Source organism: Tellurirhabdus rosea (genome assembly GCF_026278345.1).
GTDB lineage: Bacteria > Bacteroidota > Bacteroidia > Cytophagales > Spirosomataceae > Tellurirhabdus > Tellurirhabdus rosea.
The window spans coordinates 4,013,085-4,030,820 of record NZ_CP111085.1 but is presented as its reverse complement, the minus strand read 5'-3'; the positions used below and the strand labels follow the sequence as shown (position 1 = coordinate 4,030,820).

Sequence of the window (17,736 nt, the reverse complement as noted above, 5' to 3'; positions counted from 1 at the left end):
TTACTGCCGTTCGTCCGCGAGCCCTCGCGGACGAACGTTCCTCCGTCTAACTTTCCGCTTTTCTCCCGGTAGTTTTCGGCCAACGCCTTCTTTCTCAGGCATGAAAACCCGGTGTCTTCTCTTTTCCTTCCTGCTGCTGAGTATGAGCACGCTGGCCCAGTCCGTTGTCCCGCGCATGGCCGGGGCTGCCCGGCAGTTTCTGCAAACGCTTTCGCCCGAACAGCGGCAGAAAGTCACCTACGCCTTCACGGACGAAGAACGGTTCAACTGGTTTTTTGTGCCCCGCGCCCGCAACGGCCTCACCATGAAAAACATGACCGACGCCCAGCGAAAAGCGGCGCTGAACCTCGTGCAGACGACTCTCAGCGAGCAGGGTTACGGGAAAATCACGTCCATTATGGATTTGGAAAACGTGCTGCGGGTCGTCGAAAAGCGGGGAACCGACGATACATACCGCGATCCGGACAACTATTTCGTCACGATTTTCGGCGATCCGGCAGGCACGGAACCCTGGGGCTGGCGGCTCGAAGGGCACCATATTTCGCTTAACTTTTCGTCGGTGAACAACCAGGTGGCGGGACTTACCCCCACCTTTCTGGGCAGCAATCCGGGGATTGTCCGGGCGGAGGTGCCGCAGAAGGGAAAAGAGACCTTAAGTGAGGAAACGGCCCGGGCGTACAGCCTGCTTCAGGCGCTGACCGAGGAACAATTGAAGAAAGCGGTGCTCTCGGCCAGCTGCCCGGCGGACATTCTGACCGGCAACAGCCGCAAAGTTTCCCTCGAAAAACGGGAAGGTATTTCGTACGGCGAACTGACCCGAAAACAGCAGGAATTGTTTCTGAACCTCCTGACCACCTATCTGAACAACTACCACGTCACCCTCAAAAACCAGCAGCTGGAAAAGCTCCGGCAGGCCGGACTCGACGCCCTGACCTTCGCCTGGCTGGGCGACCGCGAACCGGGTTACGGACCCGGCAAGGGGCAGTATTACCGCATTCACGGCCCTACGATTCTGATTGAATACGACAACAGCCAGAACGCGGCCAATCACGTCCATACCGTCGTGCGGGATCTGACCAACGACTTCGGCATGGACCTGCTGGAAGCCCATTACCGGACACAGCACCGCAAGTAGCTACTCGCCCAGCAGGATTCGGCGGATGCGCCCGTACTTCAGCAGACGGGCCTTCACGGCCGCCAGCAGGTCTGGTGTATTGAACGGTTTCATGATGTAGTCATCGGCTCCGAGTTCCATCGACCGGCGAATGTCCTGGGTATCGACGCGGGCGGAGACGAAAATAAACGGAATAACCAGACTCGAAGCATTCAGCTGCTCAAGGACATAATAGCCCTCCCGGTCGGGCAGCGACACATCGCAGAGAATCAGATCCGGCGGATTCTGAAACAGCATTTCCACTCCCTGCTCAGCCCGGTCGGTCACCTGGACGTCGTATCCGGTCAGTTCGAGCAGTTCGGCTATATTTTCTGACAACTGGGCTTCATCTTCAATCAACAGGATACGATTCATGGGATAGCACGGGTAAGGTCACAGTAAATGTTGTCGATTCATTTAACCGGCTCCGAACACTTACTTCGCCCCCATGCATCTTCACAAACTGCCTGATCAGCGAAAGTCCGATTCCTGTTCCGGAAATAGTTCCCGTGTTGGAGGCCCGAAAAAACGGTTCGAAAAGACGGTCGATCTCTTCGGGTGGAATACCGATGCCAAAATCCGTGATGGAAAGGATCAGCGATTTGTCTTTAACGGCCAGCTCAAAGAGGATGTTTTTATCTGCACCTCCCCCATATTTGACCGCATTGGAAAGCAGGTTCCGGATGACGTGGGTCATCAGCGTCCGGTCCAGCCGCCAGGGCAATTCGGTGACAGGCGAGTTGAAATCCAGCCGGACCTGAAGCTTCTTGTGGCGGAACGTCTTGGCAATGACCTCTTTGCACAAACTCACCACCTCTACCTGCTCGGGCCGGAAAACGATGGTGTTGGCCTGCTGGCGTCCGAGCAGCAGCACTTCGTTCATGAGCTCGTTGATCCGCAGGATTTCCTCCCGGATAATGCCCGAATGCCGCAGCACCTTGTCTTTGGTCCGCGGGGTTTCGATGTAGTCTGACACCAACTCCAGCAAATCGACGCTGGTCAGCATGGTGGCCAGCGGCGTCCGGAACTCGTGGGAAATGGTGTTGACAAAGCGGGATTTCATCTCGTTCAGCTCGCGTTCTTTCATCAACGCCATTTTCATTTCTTCCTCAATCCGCTTGTGGTGCATGATGTCGCGGGAGACGGTAAGTATACTTTCCGGCTCGCCCTTCGCGTTGGTCACCAGCGTAAACTGAATTTCCACCCAGAGGCTCGTCCCGTCCACCCGGACCAGCTGAATCTGGATCTGGCCGGTCCCTCCGGTCGTTTCTCCGCGCACGATCTTCTGGTGACTCCGCTTAACCTGCTCCTGGAAGTCGGGATGAACCATCTGGTAAGGGTCAATGCCGATCAGGTGTTCCGGCGATACACCGATGAAAAAAGTGGACGAAGGCGAAACGTAGGCAATCCGGCCGTCCAGATTGTGCAGACAGATCAAATCGCTGGTGTTGCTGGAAATCTGCTGGAAGAGCGATTCGGTAACCCGGAGCTTGTCCAGCAGTTGCTCCAGTTCGCTGGCGTAGTTGCGGACATCGGTGATGTCGTAGCGGACAAAAGTGGCGCCGATCACCTCCCCTTCGAAGAAAATCGGGCGCAGTTCGCATTTGAAATAATAGCTTCGTCCGGCGTAGTTCCGGACCACATTCCGGTCTACCGGTTCGCCGCGCAGGACCTGCTCGACGCGGGCTTTCCATTCTTCATCGGCAAAAATCGGCTCTTTTTCATCGTAGATGTGTTTTCCGATTTCGGCCGGTTTGTTGTAGAGCAGCTGGTGAATCTGGTTGAAATTCGAATTGGCGGCCATCAGCCGCAGATCCGAGCCGAAAGCGCAGACCTCCACGTCCAGATTGTCGAGCATGATCCGGAAATCGCTTTCGGTACGGGCGAGCTTCCGGTCTCTCGCTTTGAGCCGCGATTCGTCGTTGACCAGTCCGTAGAGCATCAGCGAGCCGTCGGGCTGCGGAACGGCCTTGTAATAGTTGCGCAGCCAGATGTAGCCAAAATCCTTCAGATACCAGCGGAAATCAATCGCTCCCTGCATTTTTTCGCCCGATTTGATGAGCGAAATGGCCATGCGGACGATGGCGCGGTCTTCGGGATGGATGCCCCGAAACCAGCGCATGGGCTGAATCATTTTGTTTTTGCTGGCCCCGGAGATGAAGCTCAGCATTTCGTCGCGCACGAACAGCAGGCGCGGAGCCGAGCCGTCCCGGAACTCGATGGAATAAGGCCAGATCGGCAGTGACTGCAGGGTATTGGCCTGGACGGCGTTGAGCAGTTCCAGCTTTTCCCGGGTTTCGGTCAGGTCCGTCACATCGAGTCCAAACCCGACGTAGTACTGCGGCAGGGGGCTGTCGTGGTCAAAATAGGCGATCACGCGCCGGAAAATATTGCGTACCGTCCCGCCGACCTCCGTCTGTTCGAGGTAGCTGATGCTTTGGCGCTGGACGGCCGCCTGCCGGAAATACTGGGTCCGGCGCTCCCCGAACGCACGGCCCTGTCCGCGGGCCTCGGCGTACTCCCCTTCGGTCATGCCCAGGGCCATTTCCCGCAGCGCATTGTCTTTGATGGCGTGCTTGTTGACGTACCGGAACCGGAAATCCTGGTCCAGCACGGTAATATCGACGGGGGCGTTGTCCAGCACCGTCTCGTAGAAGTCGCTCTGGGAACGCAGCTCCGAGCGAAGCATGCTTTTTTCGGTTATATCGCGGAACTGCCAGACATGGGCCTTTGGCTTTCCGTCCTCGAACAGCGGGGTGTAGCTGAAAAGCACGACCAGTCGGCCCACTTTCAGTTCGATGTTCTTGCAGGTAGTCGGCTCCGGACGGGTGCTGAGTTCGAGGGCCTGCTCGTAAAAGCCCCGCATGGCCGGCGTCCGAAGGGAGTTTCTTTCCAGATAGTCCAGGTGGTTTTTGCCCAGAATCCAGTCCGCGGGGTACGGCTGGTTGAAGATTTGGCAAAAGGTTTCGTTGACCAGAATCACTTTCCGGTCGGCATCCTCAACCAGCAGCCCGGTGTCCATGACATCCAGGAGCTGCCGACATACATCCGAAATAACCATACAATCAAAAGACCAGCGGGTCCAGGCACATTAATTTTCCGAAACGGAGCCGGTCAGGTGCCGCGTCCGGTAGCGCAGCGGTGCTGTCTGATAGGCTTCCTTAAATGTCCTTGAGAAATAGGCCGGTGTGCTGAAGCCGCATTTCTCGGCAATGTACTGCAGCGAGTAATCCGTTTTGAGCAGGTACTCGGCAGCCTTCCGCAGGCGAAAATCCGTCAGTACATCGTGGAATCGCTTCTGGTAGTACTGCTTCAGATGCCGTTGCAGGGCCGAGCGGCTCATGCTCAGTTCCTCGGCCATGTCGTCGAGCCGGAACTCTTCGTTCTGGTAATGCTTTTCCATCGCCGCCGTCAGCCGTTTGACAAACTGCACCGACAGTTCGGGGTCGTCGGCGGTTTGTTCCTGCAGGGCCGTGGCGGTCACTTCCGCTTTAAGCCGGATGATGTTTTCCACCTTCAGCAACAGTTCTTCCCGCAGAAAAGGCTTGGTGATGTAATCGATCGCCCCGGACTTGAGGCCGGTAATGCGGTCTTCCTGCGCCACTTTCGCCGTCAGAAAAATAACGGGAATATGCCGAAAAAGCTGATTGTGTTTCATCTGACGCACAAACTCAATGCCGTCCATCACGGGCATCATTACATCGCAGATGATCAGGTCCGGCGTAAACACTTCGAGCATATCCAGTCCTTCCTTCCCATTCCCCACGGGCGTGACATCGTGGTACGAATGGACCAGTAACTCTTCGATGTTTTCCCGAAGCTGATATTCGTCTTCTATCAGGAGAATTTTTGCCATGAACTCCAGTAATCGTTTTCCATATTCGACTTGTGCGTTTTTCAGCCCTTTTGGGGCCGAAAAATATACAACCTATTGATAATCAGCATATTTATCGCAAGAGTCGTTCAGTTGTTCTAAGAAATATATACCAGTTTCGGCAATTTTCAAGCCAGCTTTTGACTAAGCGGCTGTAATAAAGCAGAAATCCCTTTCCGCGGAACAATTCCGGCAGAAAGGGATAAAGTTGCTTGGGTGCCCGCCGGGTGGCGGCAGCCTTCACAAAGTTTTTATAACGTTGAGTAGTCAGGAGTATTCGGAATCAGGCGTGCGCCAGAACAACGGCCACACGACCGTTGAGAGAATTGATAATATCGGTATGGCGAACGAGCATCCGGGCCGAGGACATCGGGCAGTCCAGATCGTCGTGCAGTTCGGTCAGGGCAATCATCATCAGTTCCTGAATCCGTCTGAACTCGTTTACCTGGTTGGGTTTATATTGATCCGCTTTTTCGAGCAAAAGCTGAATGTGGTAGAAGTTACCGTAAAAAACAGACATCGCCTGCTCCCATTCGGGCTGGTTGGGACGCATGGCAAGATTGGTAGCAGTAGGCAGGTTTTGAACAGAAGCCGCGTTCATTGGATACGGTGAAAAATGTTATTTACTATTGCAGGAATAGACCAGGCCCTTCAATGGCCGGCTATTTTCAGGAAAGACAGAGAGAAGTTATAGGTACGGTTCAATACCGTTTTATCCTATGTTACTGTATCGCAAAACTAACCGGACGGACTTTTCCGGAGAGGTCAGTTTTTTGCTTGTCCGTCAACGTATAGGTAACACAGTCAGACGTATAGCCGATTCGATTAATAGTCGATACGCCGTCGGGCTTCTTTCACATCCGAACGGCGCTTTTTCTCACTGCGGCGTTCTTCCTGGGCGGCGCGGCCGGGTTTGGTCGCTTTTCGGGGACGCGGCCGGACGAACGCCTTCCGCACGAGGTCCAGAAATTTCTCCGTCACTTTCTCGCGGTTGGCAAGCTGGCTCCGTTCGGTCTGGTGGTAGAGCACCAGCACGCCTTCCGTGGTCAGTTTGCCCGCCAGTTTCTGGAGCAGGGTCGCCTTTTCGTCCTCACTGAGCAGGGCCGAGCGGGCCACATCGAAGTAAAGTTCGGCTTTGGTAGCGACCTTGTTGACGTTCTGACCGCCTTTGCCTCCGCTGCGGGCGAACTGGTACTGTACTTCCGGAAGCAGACGGGTTGGGTCCATACAATCAGGCGTTGTGCAGGGGCGGACTTTTGATAGTTTTTTGTCAGTAACCTACTAAATCCATAAACAAACCAAGCCTGGACCTGTTCTCTGACATACGACCACAAACATACGCAAAATGGCACATCGTGAGAAAATAGATACGATGCTGGAAGACACCAACGACTCGCTTGGCGGCGGTGCTCCCAGCACAACGCCCGACGAAGGGGTCAACCTCGTGGAAGACTGGATCGTCATTCTGCGGACCCAGCCCGAATGGGCCACGCTCGTGGCTCCGCTCGAACAGCTCCGGGATGCCCTCGACGGCGGTGATATGGTAGCCGTTCAGCTGCTGCTCCGGGATCTGGCCAACCAGACGGAAGTAGTGGCCCAGAACGCTACGGGTTCTTACCGGCAACATCTGGCCGATCTAGCCACCAATCTGAAAGACTTTAGCAGGGCAATGGCCAAGTAATGCACTGACCGACGGGAGGCCGACCACTTGGCCCGTTTTCCTGTTATTCCGCATGCCCCGCATTTACAACCAACGTTATGGCAACTACACAGACACAAACGGGCCTCATCGACTCTACGGTGGAGGCTTTTAACGGTGAAATTACGTCCGTCTCGGCGATGGACGGCATTTCGATGATCGACAACTGGGTTACGGTCCTGCGCAGCGGCGACGAGTCCACCAATCCGGTCGCCAGCACGCTCAGCGCCCTTAAGTTACAGCTTCAGGCGGGCAACCCCGATACGGCCCAGATCGACGCCCTGCTCGCGGAGCTGGCGGACCAGGCGGAAGGCTTCGTCGGCAAAGCCGAGGACGACAAGGTGAACGCCCGGCTCCGCGAGCTGGCCGGGGCCCTGCGCGGCTTCGGCGATACCCTGGCGGGCCGCAACGGCCGGGTTGAAGGAGGCCGGGCCCAGATATTTACCCAAACCCATACGGGCAGCGCCACCGGAAACGCGGGCGCCCCGGAGATGGGCCGCCAGGACGGCAGTCCGGGCGATGAGGATACGGAAGGGCATCAGGGTGGCGGCTCCTACGGTTCGGGCTACGGCACCGGCTCCGACACGGAAGAAGGCTCCGAAAACTCCGGCACCGATCCCCGCACACCCGGAACGTCCGTTCACGAAGGAGGCAGCAAGCAATAAGTTGTCTGTTTTCGGTTGTCCGTTTTCTGTTTCGCGTTCCCTGACGCGGCCCGGCAGGGTTACAGTCCGGGAGAAGAACCAAAACGGGAGGCACCAACTGAAAACCGAAAACCACAAAACAGAAAACCGACTATGTCCAACCATTCGCATTCACAGGTGCCGCATTCAACGGCGACGACCCTGATTGACTCAACCGTACAGGCTTTCGACGGCGGTCCGTTCGATACGTCTATTCCTGAAGGGCTTTCCCTAATAAACGACTGGCTTCGGTCCCTCAAAACGTCGGAAGCCGAAAACATTGCCAACAAACTGCAGGAACTCCGGGATGAACTCCAGAACCCGCTTCTGGACAACCGCAAGCTCCGGGAAATTCTGCTGGCCCTGTCGCAGCAGACCGAGCACTGGCTGCCCGAAGCCGGCGGTGAGTTTCCGGCCCGGCTCAAAACGCTGGCCGAATCCCTGCGCAATTTTGCCAATCAAATCGCCTAAAATCAGTTATGAATTATGAGTTAAGAGTTATGAGTTGTTGAAAAGAGCCATCGATAACTTCTAATTTTTAACTCATAACTCTTAACTCATAACTCAATTTTGACTTATGCCATCGAATTCGTTAACCCGTAATGCGCTCAACGGAACGCTCAATACGCTGCAAACTGCTGATGTAGACAATATGGCTCCCCGCGAGGGCGTCAACCTGATCGACGACTGGCTGAAGGTCCTCCAGGACTCGCACCAGGCCAGTTCCGTCACCAATAACCTGATGCAACTGCGGTCGCTGCTGCAAATGCCGAATCCGCCGTCGGATCAGCTCAAATACCTGCTGGCCAACCTTGCCGACCAGACCGGTTCGCTTTCGCAGTCGCTCGGCGGCGGTTATACCAACGAACTCGACGAGCTGGCCCTGGCCCTCCGGACGTTCAGCGATCAGCTATAATGCGTTGAAGGTTGAACGTTGAACGTTGAAGGCGGCAAAAGGCGCTTCCCACTCGTTCACGTTCAACCTTCAATCTTCAACCTTCAACGTCATTTATGGACTCCAATCCCACACAAGACCTGATCAACAACACGGTTTCGGCGCTGAACGACGGCGGGGTGACCAGCATCGTTCCGACGGACGGGCCGCTGTTGATCGACTACTGGATCGACGTTCTGGCGGAGGCCCCGCAGTCGCAGCAGCTGCGGATTTCGCTTCAGGAACTGCGCAGCCAGCTCGAAAGCGGCAACCCCGACGCCGTTACGGTCCGGACCATCATGCTCGACATGTCGGACCAGCTCAGCGTTGTTGCCCAGAATTCCCAGCCCGACATCCGGGACCAGCTCCGCCCGCTGGCCGAAGCGGTGCATGTTTTTGCGATTTCATTGTAAAAATGACTGATTGACTGAATGACCGAATGACTGTAGTGATCTTTTGCCTGCCAGTCATTCAGTCATTCAGTCATTCAGTCATTCAATCATTCAATCATTCAACTCATGGAAAGCCATTCAGAAACAACCAGTTTATTAGACAAAACCATCGCCAACCTGAGCAACGGGAGCGTTTCGGTGTCGGCGATGGAAGGCACCAGCCTCATCGATCAGTGGATTCAGTCGCTGCGGCAGGGTGAAAACACGCGCGTAACGGCGATGGCCGACCAGCTGGAGCAGCTCCGGCAGGCCCTCGACAATCCCACGCCGCAGTCGGAAAATATTCACGACATTCTCGAAAAGCTGGCGACCAGCGTGGCCGAATTCAGCGCCGACACCGGCTCGGAAGGCGAAATCACCACCCAGCTCCAGAGCCTCGCTACGGCCCTGCGCAACGTGAGCGGACAGATTTCTACGGCGGAATAAATTGAGTTAAGAGTTAAGAATTATGAGTTATAAATTAGCTTCGCGGCTCCGGTAGTAAACTCATAACTCTTAACTGCTACTTCATAACTGAATGAATTTCGACGTTCTGACCATCACCCTCAATCCGGCTATCGATAAAAGTACGACCGTCGACCGGTTTGTTCCTGAACAAAAATTACGCTGCGCACCGCCCCGCTACGACGCAGGCGGCGGCGGACTCAATGTTTCGAAAGCCTTGAGACGACTCGGCGGCGATTCGCTGGCCCTGTTTTCGGCGGGAGGGCCGCCGGGACAGCTTTTGCAGGATCTGGTGCGGAAGGCGGGTATTTCGTACCGGATCATCGAAACGCAGGAATGGACCCGGGAGAATTTTACCGTCACCGAAACCGAGTCGAACGCGCAGTACCGCTTCAACCTCCCCGGCCCGACGCTCTCGGCTTCGGAAGCCCAAAGCTGGCTGGACTCCCTGTCGTCCCTTGACTTCAAACCGGCTTATGTGGTCGCGAGCGGAAGCCTGCCCAACGGGGTGTCCACAGATTTTTACGCCCGGATTGCCCGGGCGGTGCAGAACGCCGGTGCCCGTTTCATCCTCGATACTTCGGGCCAGCCGCTGTTTGAAGCCGCCAACGTCGGCGTTTTCCTGCTGAAACCCAATCTGAATGAACTATGCGCCCTGGTCGGGGTGGAAACGCTGGAAACGGTGGACATCGACGATGCAGCCCGGGAAATCATCGGACGCGGCGACTGCGAAGTGGTCGTGGTCTCGATGGGCCCGCAGGGCGCCATGCTCGTCACGCGGGATTTCTGCGAACACGTCCCGGCCCCATCGGTCAAAAAGCTAAGCACCGTCGGCGCGGGCGACAGCATGGTTGCGGGCATGACCTGGGCCCTGTCGCAGGGCAGGGATTACCGCCAGATGATTCGGCAGGGTGTCGCCTGCGGCAGCGCAGCCACCATGAATCCCGGCACCGAACTCTTCCAGCCCCAGGACGTCGAGCGCCTCCTGGCCTGGATTAACCAGTACGGAACCCGGTACCGGCTGCCGACGGATTGCACAGTAGATTGATTGAATTTTGAATGTTGAATGATTGATTTGCTCCGCTGAGTTAGAATTTGTGAAGCAAATCAATCATTCAACACTCAAAATTCAATCATTCCAATAAACAAGCACGTTCAACGTCGCCCGCCCCGAGGCGATCAGGTCGAGTTTGCCGTCGCCGTCGAGGTCAGCGGCCTGGAGGTCTTCGCAGGCCATCCGGACGCTGTCATCGACGGGGTATTCCTGCCAGGGACCATCTTTCTGCGGCACAAACATCCGGATGCCGACTTCTTTTTTCTTATTCGGATTGCGCCAGCCCGCTACGATCTGGTCGGTGCCCATTTTCAGAAAATCGCCCGTCACCAAGGCATGGCCCTGGCTTAGTTCGTCGCTCAGAACGCTGATTTCCTTTTCGGAAACGTCGGCGCGGGGCGTTTTGACGGAGTAATAGCCCGTTTCAATTTGCAGGATATCGCCGTGCATGGGCTGGATGGTGGCAATCCCGCTGCCGTTGTTGAACCGCCGGATTTCGCCGATTCCGCTGCCGTTGGGCGTCAGCATGTCCAGCGCGAGCCGGGCGGCCTCTTCGGGCTGGTACTGCCAGCGGTTGTTTTTCCATTCGAGAATTTTTCCGCCCTCTTTCCCGGCCACAATCACGCCCGTAAACGACCCTTCCTCCCAGATTTCGAAGTTGTGCGTCATGTGCAGCGTGGAGTCGACCAGATGGCGTTTCCAGCCACCGCGCGGATTTTTTGGAAACTCGTAGCCGTACACCCGTACACCCCGGCCTTCGCCGTTTTTGTTGCCAAAGCCGTGCAGCGGTACCACGATCAACTGGTACTGATTGCCGCCCACCTTGGCCCAGCGCATCCGGTGGGTCGTTACTTCGGCGGGCAGGCGGACGGGTTCCCAGAGCTGCGTGGCATCTTTCGGGCGCAGGAGGTAGAATACGGCCCCGGATTTGGTTGAATCGCCCGTTTCGGCCGGATTCCAGCCCGCGCCGACGGCCACCTCTACCCGGCCGTCGCCGTCGAGGTCGCGGGCGGCAATGCAAACGTTATCCTGCGGCGTCAGATTGCGGGCCATGACGTGCCGTTTCCAGGTGCCGGTGCGGTTGCCGGGGTTTTTATACCAGACAAACTCCTTCTGGTCGGCCAGCAGAATATCCGGCTTTTTATCCCCGTCCACATCGCCAATCGCCAGTCCGTAGCCGATGCTGATCTGGTTATCAACGACCTGAACTTTAAAATTCGGCTTCTGGGCGAGAGACGTTTGGATGAATAAGGAACAATGAAGAATGAAAAGCAGGCTACTGGTGGCTTTGTAGATAACAGACTTATAGCGGGCAGGAGAAGGCATGGCAAATGAGGTTTGTGGATAAGTTAATAAGAGAATGGCCGACCGGTATATACTCAAATTTGTATCTTACTTCGCTTTTCAATACTAACGCATTTTCAGGGCAAAACCTGTATTCGTCCTTTACATGACCGAGCGCGAAAAGATGCTGGCCGGGGAGTTGTACCTGGCTACTGATCCTGAGTTGCTGCACATGCGCAGCCGCGCCCGGCGGCTGTTTGGCGCTTACAACCAGCTCGACCATGCCGACGTCGCGGCCCGGAAACGGCTTCTGACCCAACTGCTCGGCAGTCTGGGCGAAGGCGTTGAAATCATGGCCCCGTTCCACTGCGATTACGGCTGCCATATTTATCTGGGCAACAACGTGTTCATGAATTTCAACTGCATCATTCTGGACTGCGCCGAGGTGCGGATTGGCAACAACGTGCTGATGGGCCCCAACGTCCAGATTTACGCCGCCACGCATCCGCTGCTGGCTTCCGAACGCATCAAAGGCCCTGAGCTGGCGGCCCCGGTCACCATCGGCGACAACGTGTGGCTGGGCGGCAGTGCGGTGATTTGTCCGGGTGTGACGATTGGCGAAAACACGACCATCGGCGCGGGCAGCGTCGTCACAAAGGATATTCCAGCCAATGTCTTTGCGGCGGGCAATCCGTGCAAGGTTATCCGGCAACTGGACGTGTAGCCGCGTACGTCAGGCGCTCGCCCAGTTGCAGCACCCGGTGGGGCGTTCCCTCCCACTCGCAGGCCCGTACAAACTCCGCCGGGTCGGCCGTGTTGAACGCAAAGAGGTCGTAATGGTGCGGAATCACGAGCCGGGCGCCGATTTCGCGGCCCAGCCGGGCGGCTTCCTCCGCGTTCAGGTTGCCGGCGACGCGGCGCTCGGGCCGGTTGCCGTTGATGGGCAGAAAAGCGACATCGATTCCAAACGGTTTCAGCATCTCCACGATGCCGTCGTACCAGAGCGTATCGCCGGAATGGTAGACCGTGTACGGCCCGATTTCCGCTACAAAGCCCATGAACCGGCACCGCCCCTGTTCGTCCCGCTCGATGTCGTTATGCGCCGCCGGGACGCCGTGAAACGTGAACGGCCCGACCGGCGCCGTTTGTCCGTCCGTCAGGCCGATGGGTTCGCTTTCCAGATACGTCAGGCGCTTTTTCACAAACTCCCGGTTGGCTTCCGGAATGACAAACTGCATATGCCAGTTGGCGGCCATCAGCGGATACAGGGTGTGGTAGTCCAGATGGTCCGTGTGGTTATGGCTGGAGGTCACCACGTCCACCATTCCCAGATGGCCGGGAAAAATGACGCGTTCCGAAAGCCGGACGTGCGGTTTGTCCGTATCGTGGTATTTCTCCGTCAGCGAATCCGACAGGTAGGGGTCAAAAAGCAAATGGTGGCCCGACCATTGCAGCAGAAAGCCGCTTTGTCCAAGCCACCAGATATGCAGGGAATCGCGGTCACTGCGGGCCGCCTCGATATCAGCCAGTAACGGTTCGTCCTGTTGAAGAGGTTTGATAAGCATTTCTGAAACGTTTGTAAAACGGCTGGCGACTGCGCAGCCGCAGCGGTTTCCGCGCGAACGTGGCGACCTGCCGGAAGTACGACTTCAGCCCGACGTACAGCAGAATATCGGCGTACATCTGGAAATCTTTCCAGAAGCCTTCGAGCGGCCCCCGTTTGTCCATTTTGTACGTATTCGTCGCCGACCAGGGCACCCAGCGAACCCGCTTGCGGTGCTGCTGCATGTATTCATTGATGGCTACTTCCAGTTGAAAACCTTCTACCGGCTCCTTCAGGATCTCGGTCAGGTCCTCGCGCCGGATGATGCGTTCGCCCGAAAGCAGCACGTCGCCGCGGTTCATCTTGACGAACCACTCGGCGTAGAGCCGCCGGAAAATGACCATATCGGCGTCGCAGCCCTGCCGCACGGCCGCCACAATGCGCTGCAGTTCATCCAGTTGGATATTCTGCAAATCGGCATCCATCATCAGCACGTATTCCGAATCCACTTCGGCCAGACCGCGCTTGATGGCTCCCGTTTTACCCTGGTTTTCCTGCCGGACGACCGAAATCTGCGGCCACCGTTCCTGAATAATGCGGTAATTATCGTCCTCCGACCCGTCGTCGATGCAGACTATTTTTGCTATATCTTCTACTTGCGTTACTGTTTCCAGAACAGAAAATAACCGTTCTCCTTCATTGTAGAACGGAATCAGGCAGGAAACTTCACAAACCTTGTCCATACTCACGTTGAGTTATCCTATTGGTACTAAAACCAATACGAATGGATAAGGTTTCGGTGGGAATGATTGAGTGACTGAATGACTGAATGCCTGATTGGTTGGCTTCGCTGACCTTAGCATTGCGAAGCCAGTCATTCAGTCAATCAATCATTTACCCCTTTCTCACCTCCCTCGCTCCTGCCACCAGGTTGACCAGTTTCTGCCTGGCGGCCCAGCGGGCGGTCTGGCTCAGGCCGCAGTCCGGCGCAACGGCCAGTTTATCGGCGGGGACGTATTTCAGGCACTTGCGGATGCGCTCGACCACGTCCTGCACGGTTTCGATGTAATAGTTTTTGACATCCACAATGCCCACGGCCACGTCCATCTTCTGCGCAAATTCGGCAAGCAGTTCCACTTCGTCGAATTCCCGGTTCGCCATTTCCACGTGCACTTCGTCTACGGACAGGTCCAGAAAATCGGGCAGCATTGGATGAATTTTGCGAAATCCTACCGGGCGGCCTTTGAAATTGCCGAAACACAGGTGCGTCGACAGGCGGCATTTGCCCACCACCGGCGCGACCGTCCGGTTGAAAATATTCACAAACCGCCGGGTATCCTCCTTGTAGGCATAGCACGACATCGACGGTTCGTCCACGGTGATCTCCGTGCAGCCCGCCGCCACCAGGTCTTCCAGTTCCTTCCGGACGATGGGAAGCAGGGCTTCGGTAATTTCGTAACGGTCCTTGTAGTGAGCATTCGGCAACATCCGGCCGCTGAGTGTGTAAGGACCGGGCACGGAAGCTTTCAGCGTCGGGCCGGACGGGGCCAGTTTTTGCAGCCGCTGAAATTCCTTCACGGCTCCCAGTCCGGCCGGGGCGGTCAGTTCGGCCACGATGGAATGCTTGCCGCGCTGGTCGTGGGCCGCCGGGCCGAACTTGCGGGTCTCGGCGTGGTTGGGTTCGATGCCTTTGAGGTAGCCATAGAACGACAGGTTGAAATCCAGCCGGGTCTGTTCGCCGTCCGTAATGACATCAAGGCCCGCGGTGGTCTGGTCGTGAATGGCCGCCACCACGGCGTCTTCCACCATTTCCTCAATATCGGCCGGGCCGAATTTGTCCAGATTCTGCGTGGCAAATTCCAGCCAGCCGGGAAACGGGTAGCTGCCGACGACGGTGGTGCGGATGGGTACGGGCTGCATTGGACAATTAAGAATTATGAATGAAGAATTAAAAATTGAGGCTGACGGGGGACGGAACGCCGACCTGGGCGTAGAGGCGGGCCAGCCGGTGCGCGTGTTCGTCGTAGGCGGCTTCAAAGAGTTCGGTGGCGCGCTCGGAACCGACGAGAGCCCCCGCCGTGAGGACTTTGGGCGGCTGCCCGGCTTCGGTCAGCAGGCGGGCAACTTCGGCTTTCAGGCAGTTGACCAGCATTGCGCCGCCGACCGTGCTCCCCGGCCCGACGGGCGTATCGAGGCCTGGCACATGGACCATCGCGTCGCCTACGGGCGCGCCGGTATCGAGCACCAGATCAGCAAAATCACTCAGTTTCAGGCCGTCTTTCCGTTTGCTGGTACTCTGGTCGGAATGTTCCTGCGTGATCAGGCCCACCACTTTGACGCCCCGTTTCTGGAATTCCTCCGCCATTTCGACGGGCACGACGTTGCAGCCCGAAGAAGAAATGACCAGCGCCGAATCCTGCTCCGAAATATCGAAGTTGCGAAGAATCCGTTCGGCCAATCCGGGCACGTTTTCCAGAAACATCGCCTGTCGCTGACCATTTGCGCCGACGACGAGGTTGTGAAACGTCAGCGACAGTTCGACAATGGGGTTGAAACCCGGAAAGGAACCGTAGCGCGGCCACATTTCCTCCACCATGATCCGGCTGTGTCCCGAGCCGAAAACGTGTACCATCCGGCCCGCCAGAATCGTGTCGGCAAACCACCGTGCCGCTTCCTGAATCGCCGCCTGCTGCTGCCCGACCACCTGCAAAATGTGTCGGCATTTTTCCAGATATTGTTCAATGATTGTCATAAAGTCTCTGGTCTGTCAGTCGTCCGTCCGTTCCATCTCCGTTCGGACGGATGAGGGGCGGGTTGCGGAGGGAGAGTTTGTGATAAATCCGGCCGCGCCGATGGCCCCGGCCCATTCTCCAAAATACGCTTTTCGGATGTCCGTCTTTTTACCCGCCGGACGCCATTCAAAAATATCCATAAACGTTGCCAGCGGTTTGAAAAGGGCTTCATCCGCCGTACAGATGCCGCCACCGAGCACCATCACCTCCGGCGAAAAGGCGTTGGCCAGCGAGGCAAGGGCCGCCGCCAGCCGCCGCACCGAAGTCAGCCAGGCCAGCGTCGCGATGGGTTCGCCCTGTCGGTAAGCCTCCACCAGTTCGTAGGTTGAACCATAACGCCCGAACGTCCGCCGCCCGACCGTCGCGTTGCCGATGGCGTCTTCCAGACTGCCCGGCACGCCGGTGATGTCGCGCTGCTCGCTGTCGGCGTCCACCGTGAGGTGCCCCAGGTGTCCGGCCATCTGATAAAATCCCTGATAAAGTTCGCCGTTCAGCAGCAACCCGCCGCCCACGCCCGTCCCGAGGGTGAGCATGAGCGCATGCCGGACGTCGCGGGCCGCTCCGTAGCGGGCTTCGGCCATGAGCGCCGCGTGGGCATCGTTGATCACCTGCACCGGCTCCTGCAGAAAGTCCGACCACGACAGCCCTTCCAGCCCCGCCAGCCGTCCCGGCATGCAGGCAATGGCCGAATTGTCGGGCGTGGGCAGGCCCGGAGCAGAGAGGCCGATTCCCTGCACGGGGCCGGTCGCCAGCGCTTTCAGTCCCTGAACGGCTTCGGCGACCCGTTCTTTCCAGTTTTCATCGCCGGAAGGCAGCAGGGTTTTCTGCCGGACCTCGCCGGTGGCGGCGTCGATCAGAACGCCTTTGATGCGGGTTCCGCCGAGGTCAATTCCGATGGTCTGCATACACGTTTACAGTTGGGCGAATTGTCCGTCCGAGACGCTCCACCCGCCGTCGATGGCGAGCACCTGCCCGGTGGTGAAGCGCGAATAGTCGGACATAAAATAAATGGCGGCTCCGTCCAGATCGGCGGGCTGGCCGATGCGTCCGCCGTCAAGCGGCTGTTTGGTTCGGATAAAGGCCATGATCACTTCGTCGGTAGCGGCCCGCTGCGCCATGGGCGTTTCCACCAGAGCCGGAGCCAGCACATTGACCCGAATATTGTTATCGGCATAATAAGCCGCGACCGATTTCGTAAATCCAATAATGGCTGCCTTGGCCGCGGCGTAGGCGTGCGTGGAAAAATGACCGGGCGAGGGCCGAAAGCCCAGCACCGACCCCATGTTGAGGATGGTGCCGCCGGTCTGCTGCTCCCGAAATGCCCGCACCGCCGCCTGGTTGGAAAGCATGAGCGACGTCAGGTTCAGGTTCAGGGTATAGGTCCAGCCTTCCGGCGTCAGGTCATGCAGGGGGCCGTCGCCGAAACGCCGTCCGCTGCCGCCTGCCACGTGGTAAAGGCCGTCGAAGCCGCCGAACGTCTCGCGGCAAAGCCGAATGGCCTCCGCCGCCGTGTCGGGATGGACCGCATCGGCGCACAGGGCCAGTCCGGACCCGTCAAAGCTCTGTTCGGCGGCGAGGCAGCTTTCGGGGTCGCGGCCCACGACCACCACCCGCGCGCCCTGCCCGATGAAAGCGCGGGCGGCCGAAAGTCCCAGGCCGGTGGTGCCCCCGACGATGACGAGGCGTTTCTGCGTCAGCCACGGTGCGTTCATAAGGCAGTCTGATTAGCCATACAAGGTAAGATTTATCCCGTAAATCCCGGCAACTCTTTATAATAAGTACTTAATAAAAGAAATCTACCCAACAACAAATTTGCTTTTTGAT

General features: G+C 57.2%; 21 protein-coding genes. 9 read left to right on the top strand and 12 right to left on the bottom strand.

Annotated features, from left to right (window positions below; translation table 11 throughout):
• Nucleotides 1–100: 100 nt before the first annotated feature.
• Nucleotides 101–1,135: a DUF3500 domain-containing protein gene (locus tag ORG26_RS17090; protein WP_266363891.1), complete on the top strand. Its 1,035-nt coding sequence runs from the start codon at nucleotides 101–103 to the stop codon at nucleotides 1,133–1,135.
• Here ORG26_RS17090 and ORG26_RS17085 read toward each other — a convergent pair whose 3' ends face one another.
• From ORG26_RS17085 to arfB, 5 genes are all read right to left on the bottom strand, one after another.
• The gene (locus ORG26_RS17085) at nucleotides 1,136–1,528 is read right to left on the bottom strand and encodes a response regulator transcription factor (protein ID WP_266363889.1); all 393 of its coding nucleotides are present in this window, start codon (nucleotides 1,526–1,528) and stop codon (nucleotides 1,136–1,138) included.
• The gene (locus tag ORG26_RS17080) at nucleotides 1,506–4,214 is read right to left on the bottom strand and encodes a PAS domain S-box protein (RefSeq protein WP_266363887.1); all 2,709 of its coding nucleotides are present in this window, start codon (nucleotides 4,212–4,214) and stop codon (nucleotides 1,506–1,508) included. The genes ORG26_RS17085 and ORG26_RS17080 overlap by 23 nt, the downstream gene beginning before the upstream one ends.
• Nucleotides 4,215–4,244: 30 nt before the next feature.
• Entirely contained in the window at nucleotides 4,245–5,009 is a 765-nt protein-coding gene (locus ORG26_RS17075) for a response regulator transcription factor (protein WP_266363885.1), read from the bottom strand.
• Between the two features lie 301 nt (nucleotides 5,010–5,310).
• Nucleotides 5,311–5,628 (bottom strand): hypothetical protein, encoded by a 318-nt coding sequence (locus tag ORG26_RS17070; RefSeq protein WP_266363883.1) that lies wholly within the window; start codon nucleotides 5,626–5,628, stop codon nucleotides 5,311–5,313.
• Nucleotides 5,629–5,852: 224 nt separating this feature from the next.
• On the bottom strand, nucleotides 5,853–6,254 hold the full coding sequence (arfB, locus tag ORG26_RS17065) for an alternative ribosome rescue aminoacyl-tRNA hydrolase ArfB (protein WP_266363881.1): 402 nt from the start codon (nucleotides 6,252–6,254) through the stop codon (nucleotides 5,853–5,855).
• Between the two features lie 118 nt (nucleotides 6,255–6,372).
• Between arfB and ORG26_RS17060 the strand changes: the two genes are divergently transcribed.
• From ORG26_RS17060 to ORG26_RS17030, 7 genes are all read left to right on the top strand, one after another.
• A complete protein-coding gene (locus ORG26_RS17060; protein ID WP_266363879.1) occupies nucleotides 6,373–6,708 on the top strand; it encodes a hypothetical protein in 336 nt (111 codons plus the stop codon).
• 77 nt (nucleotides 6,709–6,785) lie between these two features.
• On the top strand, nucleotides 6,786–7,391 hold the full coding sequence (locus ORG26_RS17055) for a hypothetical protein (RefSeq protein ID WP_266363877.1): 606 nt from the start codon (nucleotides 6,786–6,788) through the stop codon (nucleotides 7,389–7,391).
• Between the two features lie 132 nt (nucleotides 7,392–7,523).
• Nucleotides 7,524–7,880 carry a hypothetical protein gene (locus ORG26_RS17050; protein ID WP_266363876.1) on the top strand — a complete coding sequence of 119 codons (357 nt, stop codon included), beginning with the start codon at nucleotides 7,524–7,526 and terminating at the stop codon, nucleotides 7,878–7,880.
• A gap of 106 nt (nucleotides 7,881–7,986) precedes the next feature.
• Complete coding sequence (locus ORG26_RS17045) at nucleotides 7,987–8,325, top strand: hypothetical protein (RefSeq protein WP_266363874.1); 339 nt, start codon at nucleotides 7,987–7,989, stop codon at nucleotides 8,323–8,325.
• 95 nt (nucleotides 8,326–8,420) lie between these two features.
• On the top strand, nucleotides 8,421–8,756 hold the full coding sequence (locus tag ORG26_RS17040; protein ID WP_266363872.1) for a hypothetical protein: 336 nt from the start codon (nucleotides 8,421–8,423) through the stop codon (nucleotides 8,754–8,756).
• Nucleotides 8,757–8,861: 105 nt separating this feature from the next.
• Nucleotides 8,862–9,221, top strand: a complete 360-nt coding sequence (locus ORG26_RS17035) for a hypothetical protein (protein WP_266363870.1) — start codon at nucleotides 8,862–8,864, stop codon at nucleotides 9,219–9,221.
• 91 nt (nucleotides 9,222–9,312) lie between these two features.
• The gene (locus tag ORG26_RS17030) at nucleotides 9,313–10,287 is read left to right on the top strand and encodes a 1-phosphofructokinase family hexose kinase (RefSeq protein WP_266363868.1); all 975 of its coding nucleotides are present in this window, start codon (nucleotides 9,313–9,315) and stop codon (nucleotides 10,285–10,287) included.
• Nucleotides 10,288–10,368: 81 nt separating this feature from the next.
• Here the strand turns inward: ORG26_RS17030 and ORG26_RS17025 are convergent, their stop codons facing one another.
• Entirely contained in the window at nucleotides 10,369–11,619 is a 1,251-nt protein-coding gene (locus ORG26_RS17025) for an FG-GAP repeat domain-containing protein (protein WP_266363866.1), read from the bottom strand.
• Nucleotides 11,620–11,743: 124 nt separating this feature from the next.
• On the opposite strand from ORG26_RS17025, the gene ORG26_RS17020 reads away from it, so the two are divergent.
• Nucleotides 11,744–12,301, top strand: a complete 558-nt coding sequence (locus tag ORG26_RS17020) for a sugar O-acetyltransferase (RefSeq protein WP_266363864.1) — start codon at nucleotides 11,744–11,746, stop codon at nucleotides 12,299–12,301.
• On the opposite strand, the gene ORG26_RS17015 is transcribed toward ORG26_RS17020, so the two are convergent.
• The 6 genes from ORG26_RS17015 to ORG26_RS16990 all read right to left on the bottom strand — a co-directional run bounded on the left by ORG26_RS17015 (nucleotide 12,279) and on the right by ORG26_RS16990 (nucleotide 17,624).
• Entirely contained in the window at nucleotides 12,279–13,142 is an 864-nt protein-coding gene (locus ORG26_RS17015; protein ID WP_266363863.1) for an MBL fold metallo-hydrolase, read from the bottom strand. The genes ORG26_RS17020 and ORG26_RS17015 overlap by 23 nt on opposite strands.
• Nucleotides 13,099–13,863, bottom strand: coding sequence for a glycosyltransferase family 2 protein (locus ORG26_RS17010; RefSeq protein WP_266363861.1), 765 nt, complete (start codon nucleotides 13,861–13,863; stop codon nucleotides 13,099–13,101). Before ORG26_RS17010 ends, ORG26_RS17015 begins: the two co-directional genes overlap by 44 nt.
• 151 nt (nucleotides 13,864–14,014) lie before the next feature.
• A complete protein-coding gene (locus ORG26_RS17005; RefSeq protein ID WP_266363859.1) occupies nucleotides 14,015–15,040 on the bottom strand; it encodes a methionine synthase in 1,026 nt (341 codons plus the stop codon).
• 28 nt (nucleotides 15,041–15,068) lie between these two features.
• Nucleotides 15,069–15,872 (bottom strand): SIS domain-containing protein, encoded by an 804-nt coding sequence (locus ORG26_RS17000; RefSeq protein WP_266363857.1) that lies wholly within the window; start codon nucleotides 15,870–15,872, stop codon nucleotides 15,069–15,071.
• 15 nt (nucleotides 15,873–15,887) lie between these two features.
• Nucleotides 15,888–16,817, bottom strand: a complete 930-nt coding sequence (locus ORG26_RS16995) for an ROK family protein (protein ID WP_266363855.1) — start codon at nucleotides 16,815–16,817, stop codon at nucleotides 15,888–15,890.
• 6 nt (nucleotides 16,818–16,823) lie between these two features.
• Nucleotides 16,824–17,624, bottom strand: a complete 801-nt coding sequence (locus ORG26_RS16990) for an SDR family NAD(P)-dependent oxidoreductase (RefSeq protein WP_266363853.1) — start codon at nucleotides 17,622–17,624, stop codon at nucleotides 16,824–16,826.
• Nucleotides 17,625–17,736: the final 112 nt, after the last annotated feature.

Excerpts from the sequence above, each read along its gene's own strand:
- ORG26_RS17020 (WP_266363864.1), top strand. The coding sequence starts at position 11,744 with ATGACCGAGCGCGAAAAGATGCTGGCCGGGGAGTTGTACCTGGCTACT.
- ORG26_RS17050 (WP_266363876.1), top strand. The coding sequence starts at position 7,524 with ATGTCCAACCATTCGCATTCACAGGTGCCGCATTCAACGGCGACGACC.
- ORG26_RS17035 (WP_266363870.1), top strand. The coding sequence starts at position 8,862 with ATGGAAAGCCATTCAGAAACAACCAGTTTATTAGACAAAACCATCGCC.
- ORG26_RS17030 (WP_266363868.1), top strand. The coding sequence starts at position 9,313 with ATGAATTTCGACGTTCTGACCATCACCCTCAATCCGGCTATCGATAAA.
- ORG26_RS17090 (WP_266363891.1), top strand. The coding sequence starts at position 101 with ATGAAAACCCGGTGTCTTCTCTTTTCCTTCCTGCTGCTGAGTATGAGC.
- ORG26_RS17005 (WP_266363859.1), bottom strand. The coding sequence starts at position 15,040 with ATGCAGCCCGTACCCATCCGCACCACCGTCGTCGGCAGCTACCCGTTT.
- ORG26_RS17070 (WP_266363883.1), bottom strand. The coding sequence starts at position 5,628 with ATGAACGCGGCTTCTGTTCAAAACCTGCCTACTGCTACCAATCTTGCC.
- ORG26_RS17080 (WP_266363887.1), bottom strand. The coding sequence starts at position 4,214 with ATGGTTATTTCGGATGTATGTCGGCAGCTCCTGGATGTCATGGACACC.
- ORG26_RS16995 (WP_266363855.1), bottom strand. The coding sequence starts at position 16,817 with ATGCAGACCATCGGAATTGACCTCGGCGGAACCCGCATCAAAGGCGTT.
- ORG26_RS17015 (WP_266363863.1), bottom strand. The coding sequence starts at position 13,142 with ATGCTTATCAAACCTCTTCAACAGGACGAACCGTTACTGGCTGATATC.
- ORG26_RS17055 (WP_266363877.1), top strand. The coding sequence starts at position 6,786 with ATGGCAACTACACAGACACAAACGGGCCTCATCGACTCTACGGTGGAG.
- ORG26_RS17010 (WP_266363861.1), bottom strand. The coding sequence starts at position 13,863 with ATGGACAAGGTTTGTGAAGTTTCCTGCCTGATTCCGTTCTACAATGAA.
- ORG26_RS17085 (WP_266363889.1), bottom strand. The coding sequence starts at position 1,528 with ATGAATCGTATCCTGTTGATTGAAGATGAAGCCCAGTTGTCAGAAAAT.
- ORG26_RS17025 (WP_266363866.1), bottom strand. The coding sequence starts at position 11,619 with ATGCCTTCTCCTGCCCGCTATAAGTCTGTTATCTACAAAGCCACCAGT.
- ORG26_RS17075 (WP_266363885.1), bottom strand. The coding sequence starts at position 5,009 with ATGGCAAAAATTCTCCTGATAGAAGACGAATATCAGCTTCGGGAAAAC.
- ORG26_RS17000 (WP_266363857.1), bottom strand. The coding sequence starts at position 15,872 with ATGACAATCATTGAACAATATCTGGAAAAATGCCGACACATTTTGCAG.
- ORG26_RS17045 (WP_266363874.1), top strand. The coding sequence starts at position 7,987 with ATGCCATCGAATTCGTTAACCCGTAATGCGCTCAACGGAACGCTCAAT.
- ORG26_RS17040 (WP_266363872.1), top strand. The coding sequence starts at position 8,421 with ATGGACTCCAATCCCACACAAGACCTGATCAACAACACGGTTTCGGCG.
- ORG26_RS16990 (WP_266363853.1), bottom strand. The coding sequence starts at position 17,624 with ATGAACGCACCGTGGCTGACGCAGAAACGCCTCGTCATCGTCGGGGGC.
- ORG26_RS17060 (WP_266363879.1), top strand. The coding sequence starts at position 6,373 with ATGGCACATCGTGAGAAAATAGATACGATGCTGGAAGACACCAACGAC.
- arfB (WP_266363881.1), bottom strand. The coding sequence starts at position 6,254 with ATGGACCCAACCCGTCTGCTTCCGGAAGTACAGTACCAGTTCGCCCGC.